Origin of the sequence: Vibrio sp. M60_M70, from assembly GCF_037162085.1 — a bacterium.
Classification (GTDB): Bacteria; Pseudomonadota; Gammaproteobacteria; order Enterobacterales; family Vibrionaceae; genus Vibrio; species Vibrio diabolicus.
Genome location: NZ_JARLUL010000001.1, coordinates 2,588,369 through 2,613,589, shown reverse-complemented (window position 1 = coordinate 2,613,589; position 25,221 = coordinate 2,588,369). Strand labels below are relative to the sequence as shown.

The 25,221-nt window shown below is 46.2% G+C and carries 22 protein-coding genes; 16 read left to right on the top strand and 6 right to left on the bottom strand.

The features are described from left to right. Position 1: 1 nt before the first annotated feature. Genes cpaB through P4S59_RS12075 form a run of 11 tightly spaced genes read left to right on the top strand, consistent with a single transcriptional unit; the run spans position 2 to position 10,376 of the window. The gene (gene cpaB / locus P4S59_RS12125) at positions 2 to 757 is read left to right on the top strand and encodes a Flp pilus assembly protein CpaB (RefSeq protein WP_006742389.1); all 756 of its coding nucleotides are present in this window, start codon (positions 2 to 4) and stop codon (positions 755 to 757) included. Between the two features lie 7 nt (positions 758 to 764). Then, positions 765 to 2,228, top strand: a complete 1,464-nt coding sequence (locus P4S59_RS12120) for a type II and III secretion system protein family protein (protein WP_006742390.1) — start codon at positions 765 to 767, stop codon at positions 2,226 to 2,228. A gap of 13 nt (positions 2,229 to 2,241) precedes the next feature. Beyond that, on the top strand, positions 2,242 to 2,466 hold the full coding sequence (locus P4S59_RS12115; protein WP_012841463.1) for a hypothetical protein: 225 nt from the start codon (positions 2,242 to 2,244) through the stop codon (positions 2,464 to 2,466). Between the two features lie 25 nt (positions 2,467 to 2,491). Beyond that, the gene (locus tag P4S59_RS12110) at positions 2,492 to 3,760 is read left to right on the top strand and encodes a pilus assembly protein TadG-related protein (protein WP_337168459.1); all 1,269 of its coding nucleotides are present in this window, start codon (positions 2,492 to 2,494) and stop codon (positions 3,758 to 3,760) included. Between the two features lies 1 nt (position 3,761). Next, complete coding sequence (locus P4S59_RS12105; protein WP_048625932.1) at positions 3,762 to 4,226, top strand: TadE/TadG family type IV pilus assembly protein; 465 nt, start codon at positions 3,762 to 3,764, stop codon at positions 4,224 to 4,226. Then, the gene (locus tag P4S59_RS12100; protein WP_041852895.1) at positions 4,223 to 4,741 is read left to right on the top strand and encodes a TadE/TadG family type IV pilus assembly protein; all 519 of its coding nucleotides are present in this window, start codon (positions 4,223 to 4,225) and stop codon (positions 4,739 to 4,741) included. The genes P4S59_RS12105 and P4S59_RS12100 overlap by 4 nt, the downstream gene beginning before the upstream one ends. Positions 4,742 to 4,753: 12 nt before the next feature. Continuing rightward, on the top strand, positions 4,754 to 5,962 hold the full coding sequence (locus P4S59_RS12095; protein ID WP_006742392.1) for an AAA family ATPase: 1,209 nt from the start codon (positions 4,754 to 4,756) through the stop codon (positions 5,960 to 5,962). Positions 5,963 to 5,974: 12 nt separating this feature from the next. Continuing rightward, the gene (locus tag P4S59_RS12090; RefSeq protein WP_006742393.1) at positions 5,975 to 7,420 is read left to right on the top strand and encodes a CpaF family protein; all 1,446 of its coding nucleotides are present in this window, start codon (positions 5,975 to 5,977) and stop codon (positions 7,418 to 7,420) included. A gap of 9 nt (positions 7,421 to 7,429) precedes the next feature. Then, positions 7,430 to 8,398, top strand: coding sequence for a type II secretion system F family protein (locus P4S59_RS12085; RefSeq protein ID WP_006742394.1), 969 nt, complete (start codon positions 7,430 to 7,432; stop codon positions 8,396 to 8,398). Between the two features lie 2 nt (positions 8,399 to 8,400). Further along, positions 8,401 to 9,342, top strand: coding sequence for a type II secretion system F family protein (locus tag P4S59_RS12080; protein ID WP_164666308.1), 942 nt, complete (start codon positions 8,401 to 8,403; stop codon positions 9,340 to 9,342). A 20-nt stretch (positions 9,343 to 9,362) separates the two neighbouring features. Next, positions 9,363 to 10,376, top strand: coding sequence for a tetratricopeptide repeat protein (locus P4S59_RS12075; protein WP_006742396.1), 1,014 nt, complete (start codon positions 9,363 to 9,365; stop codon positions 10,374 to 10,376). Positions 10,377 to 10,495: 119 nt separating this feature from the next. Here the strand turns inward: P4S59_RS12075 and P4S59_RS12070 are convergent, their stop codons facing one another. Both P4S59_RS12070 and chrA read right to left on the bottom strand, forming a co-directional pair. Next, positions 10,496 to 11,611: a phosphatase PAP2 family protein gene (locus P4S59_RS12070; protein WP_337168458.1), complete on the bottom strand. Its 1,116-nt coding sequence runs from the start codon at positions 11,609 to 11,611 to the stop codon at positions 10,496 to 10,498. Positions 11,612 to 11,711: 100 nt separating this feature from the next. After that, a complete protein-coding gene (gene chrA / locus P4S59_RS12065) occupies positions 11,712 to 12,851 on the bottom strand; it encodes a chromate efflux transporter (RefSeq protein WP_337168457.1) in 1,140 nt (379 codons plus the stop codon). 112 nt (positions 12,852 to 12,963) lie between these two features. Here chrA and P4S59_RS12060 point away from each other — a divergent pair, with 112 nt between their 5' ends. Continuing rightward, positions 12,964 to 13,884, top strand: a complete 921-nt coding sequence (locus P4S59_RS12060; RefSeq protein WP_069540281.1) for a LysR family transcriptional regulator — start codon at positions 12,964 to 12,966, stop codon at positions 13,882 to 13,884. Positions 13,885 to 13,932: 48 nt separating this feature from the next. On the opposite strand, the gene P4S59_RS12055 is transcribed toward P4S59_RS12060, so the two are convergent. The 4 genes from P4S59_RS12055 to ebgR form a co-directional block, all read right to left on the bottom strand. Continuing rightward, complete coding sequence (locus P4S59_RS12055; RefSeq protein WP_005456559.1) at positions 13,933 to 15,366, bottom strand: amino acid permease; 1,434 nt, start codon at positions 15,364 to 15,366, stop codon at positions 13,933 to 13,935. Positions 15,367 to 15,444: 78 nt separating this feature from the next. Continuing rightward, positions 15,445 to 15,897: a beta-galactosidase subunit beta gene (locus P4S59_RS12050; protein WP_029829476.1), complete on the bottom strand. Its 453-nt coding sequence runs from the start codon at positions 15,895 to 15,897 to the stop codon at positions 15,445 to 15,447. Between the two features lie 3 nt (positions 15,898 to 15,900). Then, positions 15,901 to 18,999 (bottom strand): beta-galactosidase subunit alpha, encoded by a 3,099-nt coding sequence (gene ebgA / locus P4S59_RS12045; RefSeq protein WP_337168455.1) that lies wholly within the window; start codon positions 18,997 to 18,999, stop codon positions 15,901 to 15,903. A gap of 345 nt (positions 19,000 to 19,344) precedes the next feature. Continuing rightward, positions 19,345 to 20,331 (bottom strand): transcriptional regulator EbgR, encoded by a 987-nt coding sequence (gene ebgR, locus P4S59_RS12040; RefSeq protein ID WP_005494135.1) that lies wholly within the window; start codon positions 20,329 to 20,331, stop codon positions 19,345 to 19,347. A gap of 381 nt (positions 20,332 to 20,712) precedes the next feature. On the opposite strand from ebgR, the gene galE reads away from it, so the two are divergent. The 4 genes from galE to galM all read left to right on the top strand — a co-directional run bounded on the left by galE (position 20,713) and on the right by galM (position 25,212). Further along, positions 20,713 to 21,732 (top strand): UDP-glucose 4-epimerase GalE, encoded by a 1,020-nt coding sequence (gene galE, locus P4S59_RS12035; RefSeq protein ID WP_337168650.1) that lies wholly within the window; start codon positions 20,713 to 20,715, stop codon positions 21,730 to 21,732. Positions 21,733 to 21,815: 83 nt separating this feature from the next. Continuing rightward, positions 21,816 to 22,868, top strand: a complete 1,053-nt coding sequence (locus P4S59_RS12030; protein ID WP_140064431.1) for a UDP-glucose--hexose-1-phosphate uridylyltransferase — start codon at positions 21,816 to 21,818, stop codon at positions 22,866 to 22,868. Between the two features lie 109 nt (positions 22,869 to 22,977). Next, complete coding sequence (galK, locus tag P4S59_RS12025; protein WP_337168454.1) at positions 22,978 to 24,138, top strand: galactokinase; 1,161 nt, start codon at positions 22,978 to 22,980, stop codon at positions 24,136 to 24,138. A 9-nt stretch (positions 24,139 to 24,147) separates the two neighbouring features. Further along, entirely contained in the window at positions 24,148 to 25,212 is a 1,065-nt protein-coding gene (gene galM, locus P4S59_RS12020; RefSeq protein ID WP_237284003.1) for a galactose-1-epimerase, read from the top strand. Positions 25,213 to 25,221 lie beyond the last annotated feature (9 nt).

The following is a 25,221-nucleotide window of genomic DNA, read 5'->3' as shown; positions in this document are numbered from 1 at the left end:
TATGAGTCGGACTCAAGTCATCATGTTGCTGTTGCTCTCCATTGTTTTCGGCCTTGCCGCCGTGTTGATCGCTAAACAATGGATGGATGGCAGAAACCAACCAACTGTCGAGTTAGAAGAGGTCGAAAGACACCCAGTTTTAGTTGCCGCCATGGAACTAGAGCCAGGGACCATTCTATCTGAGAAACATTTGTCTACTAAGCTCATGGAAGTGGATTGGATAGACGATGAAACGCTAAAAGTACAAGAACAGGCATTGGGAAGAATTGTTGCCAATACCATTTATGCGGGCGAGCTGGTTAACTCGAATCGTCTTGCATTGCCCGGTGAGGGCGCGACACTTGCTGCTTTAATCCCTGAAAACAAACGAGCAATCACCATTCGTGTCAATGACGTTATCGGTGTGGCTGGGTTCTTGTTACCGGGCAATAAGGTCGATGTATTGAATACCGTGAGTTATGGACAAGGTAAAAACGCCACAACAAAAACGGTGCTTAAAAACATCAACGTCCTTGCGGTCGACCAAACAGCCAAAACCAATGATAACAAACCCGTTATTGTGCGTGCGGTGACTTTAGAAGTAACACCGAAAGAGGCTGAAAAGCTCCTATCGGCGAACAGCAAAGGCGACATTCAACTTGCTCTACGCAACCCTCATGAAGTGGATAAACCTGTTGTAGCAAGAAAATACACGCCACGACCTAGTGTGACCATTATTAAGGGATCTCAGGCATCCAGTGTCCGAGTCAGCAATTAGGTGAATTATGAAAACAATAATATTACTCGTTAGCCAGTTACTTTTTGTCAGCTTGTCTGTTAACGCAGCCACGGTGCAGTCAGGAAAAGTCGTGACCGTTGCGCATCACCAATCAACCCAATTGATGATATCCGGCCAAGCGAAGAAAGTGACATTAGGGGATCCAGAAGTCTTGGATATTTTAGTGCTCAGATCGAACGAGCTGTTTCTTATTGGTAAGAAGTTAGGTACCACGAATGTGTCGGTGTGGGATCGCCGAGGCCGGTTAATTGAGCAGTTTAACGTGGAAGTCACGCATGATCTAAACACGCTTAAGTCGAAGCTTTATCAGTTCTTGCCGGATGAAAATATCGAGGTGCACAGTGCGCAAGAAAAAGTGGTACTTAGAGGCTTGGTCAGCAGTCAGCAAAATATGGACACTGCGGTCAAAATTGCTGAAACCTTCGCTTTAGGTGAAGCGGCAGATGAAGAAGATGACAGCTCTAAAGATGATGACAGCATGGTGATCAATCTACTTTCTATTGGCGGGGCTCAACAGGTGACGCTAGAAGTGACCGTTGCCGAAGTGCAGCGCACACTAGTAAGACGCTTTGACTCAAACTTCCACTTTTTCCAAAGAAGTGGAGACTTTACCTGGGGTGGTACGACTGCTGGTGGCGGTATCGATGGCATTGGACCGATTTTGAACGTTCCAACAGTCGAAGATTTCGGTTTTCTTGGGTCGTTTATCGACAGTAATACCTTGTTTACCTTCGCGCTTGATGTGGCGAAACAAAATGGCGTGGCGAAAGTGTTAGCAGAGCCTAGCCTTACCGCATTAAGTGGTACGCAAGCCGAGTTTGTCGCTGGTGGTGAATTCCCAATTCCAGTACCAAATGAAGATGGTATTACCATCGATTATAAAGAGTACGGTGTTCAACTCGACTTCGTTCCGTTTATTTTGAGTGATAAGAGAATCAACCTCAAATTGAACGTCAATGTGAGTGAAATCTCCAACTCAGGTGTGCTGACGTTTAATCCAAACGAAGTGAATGCCACGTTCTTTATTCCGCCAATCACCAAACGAAGTGCTGGCACCACGATTGAGCTGGCTGATGGCCAAACCATTGGTATTGCAGGCTTATTGAGTGAAAACGCACGTAATGTCGCGGATGGCATACCTGGAGCGAGTGATTTACCTGTTTTGGGGCGCTTGTTCAAGAGTGAAGAGTTTACCTCAGGGGAAACAGAACTTGTCATTCTGGTCACCCCTCGATTAGCAACCCCAATCGATCGACGTCGAATCACACTGCCAACGGATGGCTTTGTGGCTCCGAACGATGTGGAGTTCTATTTGCTTGGTAAAGGTGCTGAGTTGGATTTTGATAGATACCAGCTAAACGACATCAGCGAAGAAGATACTAACAACAACTTTATTCAATACGGTTCGTCAGAAGGTGGCTCTGAGGGCAAGTTTGGGCACAGTCTATAAGTGGGAGAGCAAGATGAAAAGCATAATGATAATGACCATTTGTTTCACATCATTCGGCTTGTTTGGCTGTGCGAATGACCCCGAGCTTGGTATCTCGGTTAGCCAGTTGCGCGCTGAACAAACTCTTAATCCAGAAGCGTGGTATGAGAATTTGGGTTATTTACCGGAAGGTAGTGGTGAGCGTACACAAGTTAGCTTAGAGGTATATAACAACAACGGGGTAGCCAAAGATGAGTAAGTGATATGTTCACTTAGGAGGGGCTATGCGAAGGAATATGCATATAGCACCAAGGCGAACCCAGAAAGGGATTACCTTAGTGTTGATAAGCTTGGTTTTGTTGATTCTACTGGGCGTTGCGGCGTTTGGTATTGATTTAAACCACCAAGTTCTTAATAAAACACGTTTACAGAATGCGGTCGATACTGCGGCCCTTGCAGGTGCTGTCGTTGCCGATAAGACAGAGGATGTGAATCAGGCTGAAACAGCAGTGAGAACAACGCTTAGTGGAATATCAACCGAGCCTGGAAATTCTGAGCTGACGTTTAGTGACAGTAATACAGCGGTGACATTCTCGCATGATATGCAGACGTTTGTAAGTGCAGCAAGTTTTACACCGCCATTGGGGGAGTACGATATTTATGTCCGCGTAGCGGTCACCGATATTAGCCTAACGCAGTATCTGAGTGGTTTGTTTGGGATTGATAAAGAGGTCTCTGCGAGTGCGGTTGCAGGGCGGAGTGCGGCTATTGCATATACGTGTAATTTAACGCCAATCGCCATGTGTGGTGATCCTGCTGGTGATGTGAGTGATGCATGGGGGTATCGTCCGCCGGGTTACGACCCTAATGTAGATATGGATCCTTCTCTAGTGCATGAGCTGAAAGTCGGGGATCAGAATAACACCGATATGGGGCCCGGGAACTTTCAGTTACTCGATTTTGGGCAAGAAACGGGTAATAGTGGTGCAGCCTTAGTTCGTGATGCATTGTCTGGTGCTTACAACGGTTGCGCCTCAATTGGCGATACCGTTACGACTAAACCAGGTAATAGTGCAGGTCCAGTTGCACAGGGACTGAATGTGAGGCTCAACGACTTTTCGGGACCGATTAAAAATGACGGAACGGTTTTACCAGACAAATACGTGAGACAGCCCGATGTTTTGGCTGAGACCGATGCGGAGTACGCAGGTGACCTGTATTACGCCAACTATCGTCAGGAGCTAAGCTCTTGTGAAAGCGGTGGTGCTTGTGATGGCAGTAGTTATACCGGTGATGGTGGTCTGAACGGACGCCGTATTTTGCGTATCCCTATCGTAGATTGTACGGCCTCGACAGGTAAGTCTGATTTTGATGTTTTGGGCTTTGGTTGCTTCTTTTTACTACAAAAAGTCAGTAACTCAGGTCAATCATCAGTATTTGGGCAATTTCTTTATGATTGTTTAATTAATAACGGTTCTACTGGCACGGATCCGACAGATAAAGGCTTCTACCGTATCCATCTATACAAAGATCCGTTTAGCGGGGCCTCTTGATATGTTGTATTCAAATAGAAAGCATCAAAGGCCAAATATTTGCAGTCAACAAGGGCTGGCAATCATAGAGTTTATTCTCGCCTTGCCAGTGCTATTGATGCTAACCGTTTTAGTGATCGATGTGAGCCGAGCTTTTATTCAGTATACCGAGGTCAATAAAGCGCTGCAGAATGGGGCAAGGTATGCCGTCGTTGATACGTACGGCACGTTGAACTTTGAGTCAATTGCTGACGAAACCAGCATCAAGAATGTCGTTGTGTATGGAAGCCCAATTGCCTCTACTACACCTGTGATAGACCATATCAGTGTGGATGATATTGTCATTACCCAACCAACGAGTACCAATAAGGTGGTCACTCTATCGGCGACTTACAATTACGTGCCGATATTCTCGACCTTACCTTTTTCGACCACTTCTTTGCAATTTAGCATTGGGGCGACCACGTCTATGAGGACAGGCCCATGAAACGATTGATAACGAAACAAAAAGGAGTGACGCAGCTTGAGTTCTCGGTCATCGCTTTGGCCGTTATATTAGTCCTGTTTTTGATCATCGAGTTTGCGATCTATTTCTTTTCGGTGCAAATGGTCAATGAGGTAACACGAAGAGCTGCGAGGCTTGCTACCGTGTGCTATATCGCTGATAGGGATGACATTCCTAACTTACCAGCTGTATCAGATCTCTATCCATCAGGCTTTTCTGCGAGTAATTTACAGATAGATTATCTTGATGAAGCTGGTGCAAGTGTTGATGTATCAGGCTTTCTTTCTACCCCTCCAGCGTCTAATGACGTATTAAATGCGCAGTTTTCTCAAATTAAATATGTTCGAGCAAGAGCGGTAAATTATACTTTTCAGTTTTTTGTTTTAGCTGCTTTAATTAATGCAGTAGGGAGTACTCCAGCTTTTGAAACTATATTGCCTGCAGAGAGTTTAGGAATACTTAGACCCGAAGGGACCAATGTCATTACGGATTGCTAATGGAGTAGCTTTATGTTGAAACCAGTTAAAATAAATGAAGAAACATATAAAAGTTTAAAAACTAACTTGATAGTTTGGATAGTTTATTCTACGTCAAACTTTAAAATTCATATTGCTGATGAATTATCCGAATGTGTCAATCTAAATATTGATTGGATAGAGCTAGAGTCTTTTAATTTAGACTTTGTTAAAAATAAGCAAATTCCCGATCTTATTTATATTGAAACCGGTGAAAGTTGGGCGCAGAAAGTGGCTCATGTGTACTCTAGTGACAGTAGCTTACAGCATAATCACACCGCTTTGATTGTCTTTGGTGATGAAAACGATACGGCATCTCTCAAAATGGCATTGAGGCTTGGTGCAACAGACTATTTGTCGCGTTCTGTTGATCTTGGTGAGCTTTATCCGCTATTAAAATCGACCGCGGATGAAAAGATTGCCAATAAACAAATGGGCGATTTAACTTTATTTATCAATACAAAAGGTGGTTCGGGTGCAACAACACTGGCGATCAACACCGCGATAGAACTGTCAAGTTACGCGAAGAGTAAAGTATTGCTCATTGACTTAGATATGCAGTTTAGTGATGCGGCCGATTATTTAAACTGTAAGCCAAAATACAATATTAATGATGTGATTGATTCTGTTAATGATTTGGATGAGTTATCACTAGAAGGTCTCGTATATCAACATCCTTCAGGTTTGAATTATTTATGTTTTAACCAAAATGATACCAAGGATAATCATAAACACGCCGTTCAAGTCAGTAAGTTATTACCTATTCTGAGACAGTTTTACTCACATATTATTGTGGATTTGTCTCATGGTGTTGAGCATGTTTATCAACAAATTGTTTCTCCGGCTACGCATATCTTTTTAATTATGCAGCAGAATGTTACTTCGGTTAAGCATGCTGTCAGCTACATACGTTCTTTAGAATTAGACTATGGTTTAAGTAGTCATCAGGTTGAACTGATTGTTAATCGTTTTGAAAAGAAATCAACAATATCTTTGAAAGACATTGAAAATGCAGTTAGTGGACATGCGATACATTTAGTACCTAATAATTTTGCTATTGCTATCGAGAGCGCTAATTTGGGTAACCCAATTGTTCAATCTAAGAAAAATAGTGCGCTGAAAGCTTCTTTGGCTGAAATATCGCACTTATTAGAAAGTCCGACCAAAGAGAATCAAAGTTGGATCAAAAAACTATTTTCTTAGTAAGGGGGAGTTATGTTTTTCAAACGGAAAGGCGTCGGGAGTTCTTTCAATTCCGTAGATGAAACAAAAGAATCCAAAGTTGTGAATGTCGAGTTGGCAAAATCTGACGAAGATACGTCAGATGAGCAAAGGGCTTTATCGCCTGTTGAAGCCAAGATGAAAGCGATCGAGGAGCAGAAAAAACAGCTAGAACAAGATCTCTCGATCAAACACTACTATCACAAAAAGCTACTGGATACCTTGGATCTCGGGCTTCTATCGCACTTGCAAGAAGATCGCGCGAAAGAGGAGTTACGCGAAGCGGTCGTTCAGCTCATTGCTGAAGATCAAACACACCCGTTGAGCTCTGAAGCTCGCAATCGCGTGATACATCAAATTGAAGATGAAGTGTTTGGTCTAGGGCCGCTGGAACCGCTGCTTGAAGACCCAACGATCTCAGATATCTTGGTCAATGGTCCGAAAAATATCTTTGTCGAACGTTTTGGTAAGCTCGAGAAAACGCCCCATACCTTCTTAGATGAGCGCCATTTGCGCAACATCATTGATCGCATTGTTAGCCAGGTTGGACGAAGAATCGATGAAGCATCACCAATGGTGGATGCTCGACTCAAAGATGGTTCGCGTTTCAATGCGATTATTCCTCCTCTTGCCATTGATGGCCCTTCCGTTTCTATTCGACGTTTTGCGGTTGAACGTTTGAATATGGATAACCTATTAGAGCTTGGTTCGTTATCTCCAGAGATGGCGAAGTTTCTCAATGCTGCGGTCGTGGGGGAAATGAATATCCTGATATCTGGTGGTACAGGCTCTGGTAAAACAACCACTCTGAATATTTTGTCGGGCTTCATTCCAAGTGATCAACGTATTGTGACCATTGAGGATTCGGCAGAGTTACAACTCCAACAACCACATATTATTCGCTTAGAAACACGTCCTTCTAACATCGAGGGTAAAGGCGAAATATCTCAGCGCGATTTAGTGAAAAACTCGCTACGTATGCGTCCTGACCGGATAGTTGTTGGTGAGGTTCGTGGCTCAGAAGCGGTGGATATGTTATCGGCAATGAACACGGGTCATGATGGGTCGCTGGCCACCATTCACGCTAACACACCAAGGGATGCGTTGAGCCGTATTGAGAATATGTTCTCGATGGCGGGTTGGAATGTGTCGACCAAAAACTTGAGAGCGCAGATTGCCTCCGCCATCAATATTGTCGTGCAAATGGATCGCCAAGAAGACGGTAAACGCCGCATGGTCAGCGTACAAGAAATCAATGGCATGGAAGGCGACGTTATCACCATGTCGGAGATCTTCACCTTCCAAAGGAGAGGGGTCGATCAAGAAGGTAATGTGTTAGGTGATTACATGGCAACAGGGATTGTACCAAGCTGTCATGACCAATTAGTAAAACGAGGCTTAGACGTACCATTTGAAATATTCAATGAAAAAGCCCGTTAGGAGATTGCTATGGATAGTCAATTCCCCCTTTTTCTTGTGCTGCTTTTTTTGTCCGTATTCTTTATTAGCCAGGCATTAATTCTGCCTTCTGCGGGTAAAAAGGTTAAGCATAAGCAGTTAATTAAGCGGATACACGAAAGCCATAAACACATCGATCAAGAGAGTATTTCCCTACTAAGGGAAAACTCGCTCAAAAACCTTTCTCCATTAGAGCGATGGCTTGTGAGGTTCAGCCTATTCGATAACTTTAAGAAGAAATTGGAATTGGCTGGGATACACATGGGGTTCAGTCGGTTTATTTTTCTCACCTTCCTCGGTGGGGTTGCGGTTGGGCTATTTCTGTTCTTATTCGGGCAAGTCTGGTACCTCTGTGCCGGTGTTGCTGTCGCTTGTTGGGTGTCGGTTTACTTCTACCTACAGAAAAGAATTGCAGATCGTTTAATGAAGTTCGAAGAGCAACTGCCAGAGGCGCTCGATATCATTAAGCGAGTACTACAGGCCGGTCAGCCAATTACACAAGCGTTTGGGGAAGTAGGCAGAGAGGTCAGTGCGCCGCTTGGCCCTGAGTTCATGAATACCTTTAACTTACTCAACTATGGTTATGACCTCCGCTTGGCGATTATGCAAATGTCGGAAAGAACCCCTACGGTATCCATGCTTGCTTTCTCGAGTGCGGTGTTACTGCAAAAAGAAACGGGTGGTAACTTAGTCGAAAACATTGAAAAGCTCTCTCATATCCTACGTGCTCGTTTCAAACTCGCTCGAAAAATCAAAACCATTTCGGCGGAATCTCGAATGTCGGCATGGGTATTAGTATTGGCGCCTTTTGGGTTGTACGTCATCATTTCACTCGTTCGGCCTGAGTATATTGAGCTGCTTCATACACACCCAATGGGGATCAAAATGGTGATTGGTGGGATGGTGGCCTTATTTATCGGCACGCTGTGGATTCGTAAAATCGTCAATATTGAGGTGTAGCTATGGAAAGCATTCAAGGATGGTTAAACGGTTTTGCTGTCGGCCAAGAGACGTTACTCATGGGGTTGATCCTTATCACCACCGTGTTAGTGGTGATGACGCTGGGCTCGATAATTATCGGGGTCAACTCGCCAATTAAAAGAAAGTTAGCCGAACTGTCTGGTGATAAAAAGGAAGTCTCTCACCACAACAAAAAAATGGCTGACACATTGGAGTCGTTAGCGCCTTTAACTTCGCCAACCAGTGAAAAAGAGCGCCAAACGACACGCAATAAACTGATGCATGCTGGGTTTCATGAAAGCAATGCATTGTCGATGTTTTATGCCATTAAATCGGTCACAACAATACTAGGTGTGATGGTGGCAGCACTGGTGTATTTCTCGATTCCGGAATCTAAATATCTGTACACCTACATGGCGTTATCCGTATTTATTGGGCTTCTGATTCCTGATTTTATGTTGCGCCGAATGGTCAACAAGCGTCAGCAAGCGATTCGTGCAGGTGTGCCCGACATGCTCGATTTGCTAGTGGTTTGTACCGAGTCAGGGCTTGGCTTTAATGCGGCTTTGCGTCGCGTTGCAGATGAGCTGGTTATCTCGCACCCAGAGCTTGCCGATGAAATAGACACGGTGTGCAATAAAATTAAAGCGGGTAAACCAATGCCTGAAGCCTTAAGAGAGCTAGTATTAAGGACAGGATTAGAAGAATTGATGGGGCTGGTGAGCATGCTTAGCCACGCCTCTCGAATAGGTGGGAGCTTAGTCAACTCCTTGCGTGAGTATACCGAAGACTATAGGGATAAGCGTCAACAAGCTGCAGAAGAAATTGCTGCAAAAATCCCAGTCAAAATGATGTTTCCAATGGTGCTGTTTATTTGGCCATGTTTTTTCATCGTGGCTATTGGACCTGCGTTAATTTCATTGGCTGAGGCATTTTCTAATTAAAAAGCAAAATAGGGATCGTTATGTGGATTAAGAAATACGTCATCATCTCGTTGTTGGTGCTTACCGCATGTTCAACAACTGAACAGTCATCAGACTTCGATTCAACGCTGTACTCAGGTAAGCCCGTTGAGTCACTCACCAATGATGAACCTCCAAAAACAGAGGAGGAGGCAATCTCTCGAGGGGATATTGCATTAAGCAATAAAAATGTCGACTTAGCGTTGTATGAATACATTCGCTCGCTCTCTTTCCCGAATGCGGTCCATAAAGACAAAACCTTATACACCGTGGGGCGTATCCATTTGGCAAGAGAGAATTCAGAACTTGCGGATAAATCATTTCGAGCATCTTTAGCAGAGAACCCTGATCACATTGGCTCCCTCACAGAACTTGGCACTCTGTATACGAAACGTGGCGAAAAGGACGTCGGGAAGAGTTACTACATCCGCGCTTTGAATGCTGACCAAATTCGTATGGATGGCGATCCTATTATCACCAAAGACAATATTACAGCTGAGAGCGTTGCAACGTATCGCTATGATGATAAATCACCGGTTTCTGCTTACTCTGGTCTAGGTGTGCTTTACGACATTCGTGGCGACCACGATATTGCGCAGGCATTAATTCGAAAAGCGTTGGATATTGATTCAAGAAACGTCAACGCTTTAGTCAGCCTAGGCTATTCCTACTACATGGAAAAAGCTTATTCAAAAGCGGCGCACTTTACTCAAGCTGCGCTGAGCATTAAGCCGGGGGATGAAAAGGGAATCAATAACTTGGGTCTCATTGCACTGGCAAAAGATCAACCACGACAAGCTCTGAGTATTTTTAGTCGACACATGACAGAGCCGGAAGCACTCAACAATGTTGGTTACTTCTTGATCCTTCAAGGCAAACCAGGCGAGGCGATTCCTTATCTGCAACAGGCTATTGATAAGAATCCGGCCTACTATGAACTGGCAAATAAAAACTTAGAGCGAGCATTAGCAATGGTAAGAGAGCGAGGGGATACCTCTACCGCGCTTCTCCAATAACTTCACAGTCTATTTAAAAATAAAGCCACTCAGCAAGATGGAGTGGCTTTTTCATTTTTGGGGACTTTTTCATGTCTGGGGAGTAGTGCCGTTGCAAAGGTGTTTGTTCAAGTAGCCGTTCATTCGCTTCTTTCAGGGTAAGAAGCATAGCGCCGCAAAGCCCAACCAACTATCTTCCATAACATCACTGTTAAGAGTGTTGCGAGGTAACCATCAATCGCATAATGCCAGGCTAAATGTACCGAACCGATTTGAATGATGACGGCGAAAGCGTAAGCAAAGTAGCCGGTGGTTTTGTTGAGTCTATAAATTGATAGCGCCATCAAAACAGCAATGGAAACGTGCAAACTCGGCATTGCCGAAATGCCAGAGCCAATACCATTGGCATTCGCGATGTACTCATTCCAAAGATATTGCTGTGTAGGCAATGCCCATAATTGCCCTGCGTCCACATTGGTAAGATATTGGCTTTGGGCTTCGAGCGTTTTCATCAGAGGAACAAACTGTTCATCTCCAGTAATAAGCTCCACGTAGCAAGGACCTGCTGAAGAAAGTAACGTGGCGAAGAAAACGCCAAGAATCATCCAAGACAATGCGAACGTGAGTAAAAACTGTTGCCTTACCAACGGGTATTTTTTGTAGATAAGGAAAAAGATGAGTATCCCCCACATACAAAAAAACCATGCGTTGTAGGCAACGTTTAGCACCAGTGAGGCCCAAGCATTGGAGAATAATGCATGGGTCAATTCCCAAGGTGCAACGCCGAAGTGCAACAGCGTATCAATATTCGCAAAGGTTAGATCCCATTTAAAAGGATTGATGATTGGAATAAGTGATTTCAAAAACGTGTGGTTAGAGAAAATCAGGTTAAGTGCCATCATCGAAACAAACACTGATACAGGGCGGTGCAGTGGAAAAATAAGATGCTTCAGTTTTCGTATGAAGCGCTTTGCTGGCTGTTTTTCTTTGCGCAGTATGAGATAGAAATAATAATAGATACACCAGCTTAAACCTGTGACATACAAAGCTTGCATGAGCGTTTCAAGGTAAGTGGTAAAAGAGTAATCAATAGGAAAATCGAGATATAAAGAACAAAGATAAATGACAGCAGTCGAGATAAAGCAATAGGTGTAGAAAATCTTATCGATCAATAACTCGTTCTTCATAGACTGGAGCCAAGTCGCTGCTTTTTGCTGCCAACTTACGTTGATCTGGTAATTGTTGTCTTGTTCCATCGACGATCCATCATCTCTATCCTTCCAATGTCATTAAGCTTAGTTGAGAAAACGGGCACTTGTATTTAAGTGCCCGCTAAGAGTTTGTCGTTTAAGATTTTTACATCATGCCAGTGACAAGGCCTGCTGCCACAAAAAACACGATCATCCACAGCAGCGATAGGTTGACCTTTTTGTGTAGATAGAAACCCGCAATCACTAACGCCATGTCGATGGGAGCAACAACTGCGCTGCTAAATACTGGCTGGTAAAGTGCCGCGAGTAGCAATCCTACTACTGAGGCATTGACACCGTTGATGGCGCCGGAGACCAGCGGTTTGCCTGCCAGTGCTTGCCAGTTTTTAAGAACGCCAAGCAGTAAAAGAAACCCTGGGAGGAATACGCCAAGCGTTGCGATCAGAGCACCTAAAATTGGCGTATCCGAAAGCTCATAACCGATAAAAGTCGCAAAGGTGAACATTGGCCCCGGTACAGCTTGTGCAGCGGCGTAGCCTGTTAAAAATGCATCTTGGCTAAGCTGGTCGCCAACAATGTTTTGCAGAAGCGGCAGAACCACATGACCACCACCAAACACTAAGCTACCAGCTTGGAAAAAATCACTAAACAGCCCAAGCATAGGCAACGTATGAGCCACTAACGGTAAGCCGAGTAAAAGCACCGCAAATAGAGCCAATGGCGCTATAGACGGTTTAAACGGCTCGGTTGATGGCGCGGAGTCTTTCTTCAGATATCGCGTACCGACAAAACCTGCTACGAGCAACACGAACATTTGCGTCATGATGCTTGGTGCCACCAGCAACGCAATCGCAGTCGCGACGCACAAACCCGCGGTCAGTTTGCTTTGGCAGAAGTTTTTGTACATGCCCCAAGCCGCATCCGCCACGACGACGACTGCGAGCAGTTTTAGGCCGTGAACGATGTTTTGGAACACTGCGGTGTCGGTGATTTGGCTGCTCACCATCGCCAGCGCCAACATGATGATCACCGAAGGAAGCGTGAATCCGACAAATGCTGCGCATGCGCCACCTAAACCGCCACGTTTATAGCCTAAAGCAAAGCCAACTTGGCTTGATCCCGGTCCCGGCAAAAACTGACTGAGCGCGACAATTTGCGCGTACTCGCTGTCATCAAGCCATTTCAGTTTCTCAACAAAGGTTTGGCGAAAATAACCAATATGAGCCGCAGGGCCGCCGAAGCTGAACCAACCCAGCCAGAAAAAAGTTTTGAAGATGGTGAACATGTCGAGCCTGTTTATCTAAAAAGCATTGTTGCTAATTTATCGGATGCTCTAAAATGACTCAAATTGATAAATTTAATTTCATTTATGAATGAAATGGGATAAGGGGGCTGAGGTGAAAGAGGACATTCAGTGGCGCAACATTGACTTGAACTTATTGGTGACGTTTTCCTACTTGTATCGCCATCGAAGCGTTAGCGTCGCGGCAGAGAAAAGTTACGTTAGCCAGTCGGCGATGAGTCATAGTTTGTCTCGTTTAAGGTTGTTGTTTGACGACCCGCTTTTTGAGCGAAAAGGGCACAAGATGGAGCCCACCGAGCACGCTCACCACATCGCGCCAACCGTGCATCATTTGCTGGACTCTATCGCCAAAGACTTGCTCACTAAGTCTGCCTTCCAGCCTGAAAATTATGCAGGTGTATGTCGCATTGGGTTAACGGATTATGCCGAGTTTATTTTTGCTCCTCGGCTTTATGACGAAATACGCCAGCGCGCACCAGAGGCCCAGATCAGTTTTATTAACGTCAATCGTAGCAACTACGTGGCATTAACTGAGCACGAAAAGCTCGATGTCATTATTGGCAGCATGCCAGTGTTGGATGACAACTTTGAGAGCTTGTACTTGTACACGGAAAAACACGTGTGTATGTGTGATAAACAGGTATTGAAAGGGGAAACACAGCTGTCTCTGGAAGCGTTCGCGAACATAGAGCAAGCTCTGGTAAGTCCCGATGGGAGCTTAAAGACACAAGTAGACCAAAAGCTCGCAGAACATGGCTTGAGCCGTAAAGTCACCGTGGCGTCGCGCAACTTTCTCACTATTCGGCATTTATTGAAAAAGCGCGATCTCATTGCCATCGTGCCAGAAAAAATGGCGTTGGCGGAGGGCTTTTCGGACGATCTCATTACTATTAAGCCGCCGATCGCCGTTGCGGATTTTGATATTGCCATGCTGTGGCATTCAAGCCGAAACAATGAAGACAAAGGCATTTGGCTACGCGAGCTGGTTTCTTCGACCATCACCTCTCACATATAAAAAAGGGCACCAAAGGGTGCCCAGAATGTTTGTCATTGAGAGTCTGTGTTATACCGCTTGCGAAGCTGGCGCGGCTTCTTTTATACGCTCTTCTTGATTCAATGATTTTTCGTATTGGCTGTACTTCCACCAAGCAAAGCCAAGGAAAATCACGATACCGCCAACGTTGTAGAAAATGATGGTCATGATGTCGGCCCCAGTAGGGAAGGTCGATGCTAAGAAACCAACCGTAAAGATAGCGATCAGTACCGATACGGTAGCGATGCCCATTTTGCGTGAGCCCATTTTGAAATCACGCTCGACGTGGTCCAGTTTCAAGCGCAGATTCAGGTACGCCAACATGATGAACAATGGTGGGAGCATCGAGGCGGCTGCCGTCATGTTGATCACCGTGTTCATCAGATCTTGAGCGGTGTTAGAACCTAATGTTGGGATGATCATCAATGGAATGACGATAAGGAACTGATACCAAGCTGCGCGAGCTGGCACACCGTTTTCGTTCAGCTCTACGGTTTTCTTACCAAAAATGCCTTCTGGAATCTCAGAGAAGAAGATTTTCACTGGCGTTGCTGTCCACATCAGTAGAGAGCCAAACATAGCGGTGAAGGATACCAAGCCTACAAAGCGGTTCATCAATATTTCTGGCAAACCAAAGTACGCAGCCAAACCTTCAAATACTTGAACCGATCCGCCCGTGTATTTTAGGGTTTCGCTAGGAACAAATACGTTAATCAACACAGACGCGACTGAGTAAAGCACACCGATAAAGATACCTGCGATGATGATGACTTTAACGAACGATTTCGAGCCGCCTTTCACATCGTTTACGTAAACCGCGACCGATTCCGCACCGCCTGCCGCCATAAAGATCCATGTAGTAATGCCTAAAAATGCCCAGCTGAAATCAGGGATCATCGCTTCTACAGTAATTGGGTCAGCTGGTTCTACGCCGCCGATCAACGCTGCGCCAGCCAGTAAAATGTACGACATTGTCAGTAGCAGCATGAGGGAGGAGGTCACCGACGTAATTGGCCCCAGCATTTTCGCGCCGTTCGTCGATACGTAGGTCGCAAACGCAAACAAAATCATACTGAGCACGGTAGTGGTGAATGGCGTCAGAATGTATTCATAGCCCAAGAACGCGTAAGACGCATAAGCGATAACACGCGGCAGCAAGGACGTGAAGAAGAATAGGTTAACGAACCAGTAAGTGTAGGCAGAGATAAACGCCCAGCGACCGCCGAGTGAGCTTTTTACCCATGCGTAGACCCCCGCTTCAGAATCTTTATTCAGAGATACGAATTCTGCGATGATCAAACAGAAAGGGATGAAATAAAAAATGGTCGCCAGAAAGAACATTGGCGCAGAAGCTAGACCGATCTCGATGTTATTATTGATTACGTTGTTAAAGCTAAATACTGCAGCAAAGGTGAGGGACAACAACCCGAATTTGCCTATCGTATTACGTTTGGATTCAGACATGTTCTATCTCCGGTGAATCACGTTGGAATTGTAGGGAGGAAGGGCTTGTAATGCTGTGACCACAGCCCTTCTCTTGTTTTATTTATTTAGGAAGTAGCCATCTTCGATGGTCACTTTGAGCACCACTTTTCTTACGCGGTTGTCTCCATGGAAGCGGTACGCTTCACTGTTTTCAAAAATCGCTACTTGGCCTTCGCAAAGCTCACGTATTTCACCCTGACCAGAAAAAAATTCGCGGTCGGTTTCATCACGATAAGTTTGTTCTAGTGTCAACGCGGTTTTATCCGCGAACTCAACGGTTTCTCGGCCTTCGAGGTAGTAATGCACATCGAAGTAACGACGGTTACCGATGAACGTTTCGGTTTGTTTCGCGATGCCATCTTCAACCATGTAAACCAGTGAATCGCCAATCGAGTGCATCACGCCATCTTTGATGTTGCCGATGTTGCCAATGGCTTCCACACAGCGGTTCCATTTACGACCGTTGCGATATACCTGTTTGAATTGCTCTAAGCTGTCTAACACGATCATGGGTTACGCCTCGTTGACTGGTTGAGTATTGGTTTGAGTGAAAAACGCGTTGTCGAAATCATGGTTTGCCATCACGTGTGCGTTGCAATCGCCTGCTTGCAGTGGCATCAGCGTCAAACCGTAACGGAACTCGTCCATGTACACGCGGTAAGAGTCGAGCACTTCGCTGCCCCATGAGTTTGAACCCAAGCCCATCACTTGATGGTCAAGGTTAAGGGTGATGTAGCCACTCTTTTCTAGCTCGATCGTATGTTGTGCTTCATGCAGATTTTGGTTGGTGTAGAACCACGCACTGAAGTTGATTTCTTGCTGAGGTTTCACCAATAACCCTGTGCCATGACGGTTGGTGAGTGAGGCCCAGCGCACGTGTTGGCGGTTGCCGTTGTTTTGCGGGAACGGGTAGTTCTCGAACATGTCCTCGACGGTGCTGTGGTAAACATCAATGAGGTTAGCTTGGCGACTGTCTTGGTAGTTTTCTTCTGGGCCACGACCGTAGTAACTCACTTGGTCAAAGCTGCCGTTAATGCCCAAATCCAAGCCGATGACCGGAATCACGTGAGGGTAGTCGCCGTAACGTTCGCCGCTCAGTTCCACGTTCAAATGGCCTTGAGCATTGATTTGATAGCGATAGGTACAACGCATGCCAAAATCAAAGACCGGCGGCGCAATGATGCTGGTGGTCGTAATCAAGACGGAATCATTGGTTGCTTCCACAGCAAGTGTGCGGAAGTGCTCCTGCATGATTTGCAGATGCGCTGGGTGCCACAAACCTTCATACTCTTGTTTGTGGTTATCAATCATCGGTTTGAAGAAGTTCAGTCTAGGCTCTGATTGAATGATCTCTTCGCCATTTACGCGCCAAGAAGTCAGCTTGCCGTTTACTTTCGAGAAAGTAAGCGCGAAGTTATGACCTGTGATCACGTGCTCTAGGCGGCTTTCTTCAAGCGCCAAGGGTTGAATATTGTGGTTGACCAGCGCAGGCAACGTCGCGGTGTTTTCTTTCAGTTGGAACTGATACACCGCAATTTCATGGTTGGCTTCGCTGTAAAGCGTGCGACTGTCTTTGCGTACGGTGAAGTTAACAAAGGCTTCGCGCTCATCCAATTCTGGCAGGTCGATGGTCACTTTACGTTCGCTGTTGGCGACCAAAGCTTCGACTTTAAACTGCACGCTTCGCAAGGTTTCACCTTCGGCACGCACGTCAGCAGTAATGGTGTAATCATCGAGGTTGGAGAACCACAATTTGTTCTCAACGATAAAGCGGTCATAGCAACCTTCAACGGCGCGGATTTTCACCGGTGCAATGACTTGTTTGTATTCTTTCAGGCCAGGGCCCGGGGTTTGATCTGGGTAAATCAGACCATCCATGCAGAAGTTGTAGTTGTTTGGGTAGTCGCCGTAATCGCCGCCGTATTTGTAGAACTCTTGACCGTGTTCATCACGCGCTAGAATGCCGTGATCACACCATTCCCAAACGTAGTGACCTTGAATGTGGTCGTGCGCATAGAACACGTTTTGGTATTCCGTCAGACCACCCGGCCCGTTACCCATCGCGTGTGCGTATTCGCAGATAATGCGTGGCTTCTCGTGTGGGTGTTCGCCAAAGTAATTCATCAGTTGAGCGCGTGAGTACATCGTCGAAATCACATCGACGACTTCAGCATCGCGGTCTTCTTCATAATGAACCAAACGGGTGTCATCAATTGCTTTGGTCGCTGCATACATCGCACGGATGTTACAGCCATAACCCGATTCGTTACCGAGTGACCACATGATGATAGAAGGGTGGTTCTTTTGCGCATGAACATGACGCACTGCGCGATCGACAAACACTGCTTCCCAAGCAGGATCATTGGTGATACGGCTCAGGTCGCCAACGTTGGCAAAGCCGTGGGTTTCCACATCGGTTTCTGCCATCACAAACAGGCCGTAAATATCACACAGCTCGTAGAAGCGTGGGTCGTTCGGGTAGTGTGCAGTGCGAACCGAGTTGATGTTGTGTTGCTTCATCAAAATCAGATCTTTTTCCACGCGGTCCATGCCCACTGCGCGACCTTTTAGGTGGTCGTTGTCATGACGGTTGACACCATGCAGCATCACGTATTGATTGTTGATGTAGAACAGGCCATCACGCACTTTGATATCACGGAAACCCACGCGTTGTGGGATCACTTCCACTATGTTGCCTTGGTGATCTTTTAAGGTGATGAACAAGTGGTAAAGGTAAGGATTTTCAGCCGTCCAATGAGTTGGGTTCACCATATCAATCTCAAAGCTTGTTGAGTGGTGGTTTTGGATAGTCAGTGAATCGCATTGACCACTGGCTACGACAGTGCCTTTGTCATGCAGCGCGTATTCTAGCGTATAGCCAGACGCGATAGCGGTGGAAAGGTTTTCCAATTCGATTTGAACACTGAGCGTCGCACTTTGGTAATCGTCGGCGAAATCGGTGCGAATGGTGAGATCTTGGACGTGAATGTTCTCTTTTCCGATTAGGTAAACATCACGGAAGATCCCCGCCGTCCACCACATGTCTTGGTCTTCAATGTAAGTGGAATCAGCCCATTGCATCACGCGTACAGAGAGTAAGTTTTCGCCTTGTTGGACGAACTTGGAAATGTCGAATTCCGCTGTGAGTCGGCTGCCTTTACTAAAGCCGACGTACTCGCCGTTTATGTACACTTCAAAGTAGGTTTCCACGCCGTCGAACTTGATGATGGTTTGTTGGTTATCCCACTGTGGACCAAGTGTAAATGTGCGTTGATAAGCGCCCGTTGGGTTGTCGGTTGGTACAAACGGGACGTCGATCGGGAATGGGAAGCCCTCATCGGTGTATTGCAGATCGCCGTGGCCTTCCATTTGCCACATGTTTGGGACGGTAATGTGTCCCCAGTCGTTCATTGTTTGTGAGTAAAACTCATCAGGTACCAACATTGGGTTGGTGAAATAACGGAATGTCCATTGGCCGCTGAGCAACATAAAGCGGCGACTCAGTTCACGTTGAAAGGTTTGTGCGCTCTGAACAGAGTCGTAGGAGAAAAAGTACGCACGCGGTGCCATACGATTCTCGTGTAAGTGTTGGAAGTTTTCCCAATTGTTCACGTTTTGATCTCCCCTCGGCTTGGTGCGCTTATGTTGGAGTGCGGATTGGTTTCATCGCGGCTCAACATCAGTGCAAAAACAACGGCCGATGTATTGTGAAAAATGCTTATGAATAATCTGAGAAAGATATTAGTAAAAGTTTTACTAAAATAAATTGGTGAAAACGTTTTACTTTGACTTGGTCACATTTTAAATGACCAATGTTGAGCAAGATGTGATCAGCGTAAAGGAATGCGTTCTAGATTGTTTTGGAAAGTAAAAACAGTAAAAATTCGGTAGAAAATAAAAGAAGAAATAAAAAAGCACTGAAAATTCAGTGCCTTATTTGAGCAGTTTTGAGGGTTTTTATCGAGTTGTGCCGCGTAGCTTGAGCTTGCTTGGAACGTACACTTGAAGGGGCAGTGCGCGTCCGTCACGGTATTTTTCTACTAACAAGTTCACGCCTTGAATCCCCATCATTTCAGAATGAATACGAACGGTAGATAGAGGAGGGAAGGTAAAGCGCGCGGTAGGAATGTCGTTCACGCTGATCAGCGCAATATCATCAGGAATGTTTAAACCAAACTCATGCACTGCTCGTAACACACCAATCGCAATGGAGTCCGAAGCAATGAACATCGCTTTTGGGAAATCGCCTTTGGCCAGCATCTCTTTCGCTAAGTCATAACCGGACAAGCTAGAGAAATCGCCACGATAAATGTCGTCTTCAGAAACCACACCTTTTAGACTGCCGTAGTCCACAAACGCATTTTCACGAATGTCTGCGGTGTTGGGCTCGTCTTGTCCACCAATAAATCCGATGCGCTCGTAGCCTTGTTGTACAAAGAAATCAACCACTTGCTTGCTGATTCTTACAAGGTCGATATCAACGCAATCGTAAGGGCTAGTTGGATCTGAAAAGTCAATGTAACAGATGCTATCGGCTAGGCGTTTAGGTAACTTATTGACCACCTTTTGGTCGACTTTCCCGACTAAAAGGACACCCGTGATCTTCTGCGTTTCAACATCAATTTCGCTGTTGTAGCAATTGGTTAGCGTAATGCCGAGTTTGTCGCACTGAGTTTCAATCCCATGACGAATCGACAAGTAGTACGGGTCGTTCACTTCTGCTTCTTGTTTGTAATTGTACAAGGCCAAAAAGTGATGTTTTTGCTTGGCTTCTTTGGTGGCTTTCTTCGAGCTGCTGGTGCGGTACTCCAGCTTTTCTGCGATTTCTAAAATGCGGCGTTTGGTTTCTTCTTTAACGCTCAACGTCGGATCGTCATTCAAAACTCGCGATACAGTTGCAAGTGAGACGCCCGCTTCAGTGGCGATATCTTTTAGTGTTGCCATGTACATTTCCCGTTGGCATTGCTCACTTCTCCAAGTGAGAACTCAATAATCTGGCTATTGTAAACAGCTACTTAGGGATGCACAAACTTTTAGTAAAATCGTGCGATCCACGAAAGAGAGCGGTATCTGTTCGACTCATCTTCACTGCTCATCATCTTCCCGGTTTAATTTAACTAAAGTCTGCATCTAAAATAAGGCTTTTTTGTAATTTTGTGGAAACGTTTACACAGTTTGAATTCGATCACGGATCTGGATCGAGATTGGTTGCTAGACTTTTAGCCAGTTAAGAAATGGGCGTACCGATTCGATGCAATGGCGATTGGCTTTTAGCGCATCAGAGTGAGGTATGAACAGAAAGCAGCAAACGTGGAGAAGCAAAAAGTGAAAGTTCTTGTCACAGGCGGTATGGGATACATCGGTAGTCACACTTGCGTTCAGATGATTGAAGCGGGAATGGAACCTATCATCGTTGATAACTTGTGTAACGCCAAACTGGAAGTGTTAAACCGTATTGAAGCGCTGACTGGCAAACAGCCTGCGTTCCACCAAGGTGACATCCGTGACGAAGCCTTTTTGGATACGGTATTCGCGCAGCACGACATCCAAGCCGTGATCCACTTTGCTGGCCTCAAAGCGGTTGGCGAATCGGTGGCAAAACCACTTGAGTACTACGACAACAACGTCAATGGCTCATTGGTGTTAGCGCGCAGCATGCGTAAAGCGGGCGTGAAAAGCATCGTATTCAGTTCATCGGCAACGGTTTACGGTGACCCTGAAATAGTGCCGATTACGGAAGATTCACCAACAGGCGCAACCACCAACCCATACGGACGCAGCAAATATATGGTGGAGCAATGCTTAAGCGATCTGTTCCATGCTGAAAACGATTGGAGCATCACCTTACTGCGTTACTTCAACCCAGTTGGCGCGCACCCATCGGGCTGCATGGGGGAAGACCCACAAGGCATTCCCAATAACCTGATGCCATTTATCGCCCAAGTCGCTGTTGGTCGCCGAGAAAAACTCGCGGTATTCGGTAACGACTATCCAACCCCTGACGGCACTGGCGTACGTGATTACATCCATGTGATGGATCTGGCCGACGGCCATATTGCGGCTTTGAAATCGGTGGGTGAGAAATCGGGTTTGCACATTTACAACTTAGGTACAGGTAAAGGCTCGAGCGTACTTGAGATGGTGGATGCGTTCGCGACCGCTTGCGGTAAACCAGTGCCTTACGAGTTATGCCCGCGTCGTCCTGGGGATATTGCTGAATGTTGGGCAAGCACGGAAAAAGCCGAGCGTGAACTAGGTTGGAAAGCAACACGCACGGTAGCTGAAATGACCGCCGATACGTGGAACTGGCAGTCAAATAACCCTAGTGGCTATTCCCCGGAGTAATTGCAGTCGCCGCGTTGCCATCTGCGCTTCTCACGGTTTTGGGAAGCTGAGTTTGAAGAATTTTAAAGAGTTGAGTAAGTAACATGTCGAATGTCGAATTTAACCCAGTGGATCATCCACACCGCCGTTACAACCCTCTGACTGGGCAATGGATTTTGGTTTCACCTCACCGTGCAAAACGCCCTTGGAGTGGCGCAGATGAAAAGCCCGCGTTGGATGAGCTACCAAGCTATGACGGTAAATGTTTCCTTTGTCCAACCAACGAACGTATCTCTGGCGATGTTAATCCAGACTACCAAGGCACTTATGTGTTCAATAACGATTTTGCTGCGCTGATGGTGGATTCACCAGATGCACCGGAGTCAAACAACCCGCTATTCAAAACGCAAGGCGTGCGTGGTTTGAGCCGAGTGATTTGCTTCTCGCCAGATCACAGCAAAACCTTACCAGAGCTGCCAGTGGATAAAATTCGTGGCGTGATAGATACATGGAACGAACAAATTGAAGAGCTCGGCAAAGAGTTCGTTTGGGTTCAGGCGTTCGAAAACAAAGGTGAAACCATGGGCTGTTCTCAGCCGCATCCACACGGTCAAATCTGGGCGAACAGCTTCTTACCAAATGAGATCGAGCGCAAAGAGCACAACCTAAAAGCCTACTACCAAGAACACGGCAGCAACTTGCTGGTGGATTACGTACAAGCGGAACTCAAAGACGGCTCACGCATCGTGGTGGAAACCGAACACTGGCTGGCGGTGGTGCCTTACTGGGCTGCTTGGCCGTTCGAAACCATGTTGTTGCCGAAAACGCACATTCGTCGCATGAGCGAACTCAGCGATGAGCAACGAGACGATTTAGCGCTAGCGATTAAGAAGCTGACCAGCCGTTACGATAATTTATTCCAATGCTCTTTCCCTTACTCGATGGGCTGGCACTACGCGCCGTTTTTTGACCAGGGCACAGACATCGACCATTGGCAGCTTCATGCACTTTTTTATCCGCCACTACTGCGCAGTGCCACGGTTCGTAAGTTCATGGTGGGCTACGAAATGCTGGCAGAAAGCCAACGTGACCTCACCGCAGAGCAAGCGGCGCAGCGTCTGCGTGATGTGAGTGATGTCCACTACAAAGAATGCTAAGTCTTTAAATTGGACTGATTACGAATAACGGGATAGCGCGACTTTACAGATAGAAAGTTAGGCTCAACGCGCTATCCCACACAAATTACTATTTTAAGAGAACGTCCCTATGTCTGAACTTATCCAAAATGTGAAAGCGTCATTTGAGCAAGTGTTGGGCTACGCACCTAGCCATATTATTCAAGCGCCTGGTCGTGTGAACTTGATTGGTGAGCACACCGATTACAACGATGGTTTTGTCCTACCGTGTGCCATTAACTACCAAACGGTCGTGGCGGCGGCAAAGCGTGAAGACAATATCGTGCGTGTGGTGTCGGTCGATTACGGCAACGCAGTTGACGAATTCGATATCACGCAAGCCATTACCTTCCAGCAAGACAAAATGTGGGCGAACTACATTCGCGGCGTGGTGAAGTGTCTTCTGGCGCGTGGCTATCAGTTTACTGGGGCGGATATTTCAGTCAGCGGCAACGTGCCTCAAGGCGCGGGTTTGAGCTCATCGGCGGCATTGGAAGTGGTGATCGGTCAAACGTTTAAAGTGCTGTTCAATCTTGAAATCAGCCAAGCCGAAATCGCGTTAAACGGTCAGCAAGCTGAGAACGAATTCGTCGGTTGCAACTGCGGCATCATGGATCAAATGATTTCAGCGGAAGGGCGTGAAAATCATGCGATGCTATTAGATTGCCGTAGCCTTGAAACAGAAGCGGTCTCTATGCCAGAAGACATGGCCGTCGTGATCATAAACTCGAATAAAAAACGTGGTTTGGTCGACAGTGAATACAACACTCGTCGTCAGCAATGTGAAGAAGCGGCGCGCATTTTCGGTGTGAAAGCTTTGCGTGATGTGACCATTGAACAGTTTAACGAGAAAGTGTCTGAACTTGACGAGCTAGTAGCAAAACGTGCTCGTCACGTAATCACAGAAAACGACCGCACGGTAGAAGCAGCACAAGCACTTCGTGCACACGACATGAAGCGTATGGGTGAACTGATGGCTGAGTCTCATGCTTCTATGCGTGATGATTTCGAAATCACAGTCAAAGAAATCGATACGTTAGTTGAGATGGTGAAAGAAGTGATTGGCGAGCAAGGCGGCGTGCGCATGACTGGCGGTGGCTTTGGTGGTTGCATCGTGGCACTTGTACCGCCAGCACTGGTTGATGATGTGAAAGCGGCAGTTGAAGTGAAGTACCAAGCAGCTACGGGCTTAAAAGAGTCGATTTATGTTTGCCAAGCCAAAAATGGTGCGGGTTTGGTTGAAGTGCTGTAAGGAATGATGATGAAAGCCTATTTTCAACAACTAGAACAAGCGATGGCGCAAACGCCGTCGTTTGATGGCCAAACTGTGAATCTGATTCATTTGACCAACGCGAATGGTATGACAGCGTCGTTTATGGATATCGGTGCGACGTGGTTGAGTTGCACATTACCGGTAAATGGTGAAAACCGTGAAGTGTTGTTGCGCTCACCAAATATGGCTGAACACATGAAGCAAGACGCTTACTTCGGTTCCATTGTTGGCCGCTTTGCTAACCGAATTGCGAAAGGGCAGTTTGAGATCGACGGAGAGAAGTATCAACTTGGTATCAATAACGGTGAAAACTCACTGCACGGTGGCCTAGAAGGGTTTGATAAACGCCGCTGGAAGGTTGAAGAGCAAAATGATCAACAGGTCACTTTTTCACTTCGCTCCCCGGACGGTGACCAAGGCTATCCGGGAAATCTCGATGTGAAGGTGACGTACACGCTCACTGACGAGAATGAACTAGCTATCGCCTATGATGCTACGACCGACAAAACATCACCAGTGAATTTAACCAATCACGCCTACTTTAACTTGGCTGGTGAGGCGAGCCGCGCGAAAAGTTTGGATCATACTTTACAGCTCAATGCTGGGCATTACTTGCCAACGGATGCGGGGTTAATTCCTACCGGTGAACAAAAAACAGTTTCGGGTACCAGTTTCGACTTCACCGAGCCAAAATCGATTGGCCAAGAATTTCTTGCTGAGCAAGATCAGAAAACTGCTGGTGGCTACGATCACGCCTTTGTATTCATGCCTGAAGTGACCGATGGCGTATCTGTCGCTGCGGTTTTAATTGCACCAAAAGAAGATGTGGTGATGAAGGTGAAAACCACCAAGCCTGCCATCCAGTTTTATTCAGGTAATTTCTTAGCCGGTACGCCAGGTGCAAGTAAAACTTACGAACGCTATGACGGCCTTGCGTTGGAAACGCAGTACTTTCCAGACGGGCCAAACAAACCAGAATGGGGACTCAACAATGGGGTGTTGAGCTCTGGGGATTGCTATCAGCATCAAACTACTTATCAGTTTGAATTTTAGATAGCACTT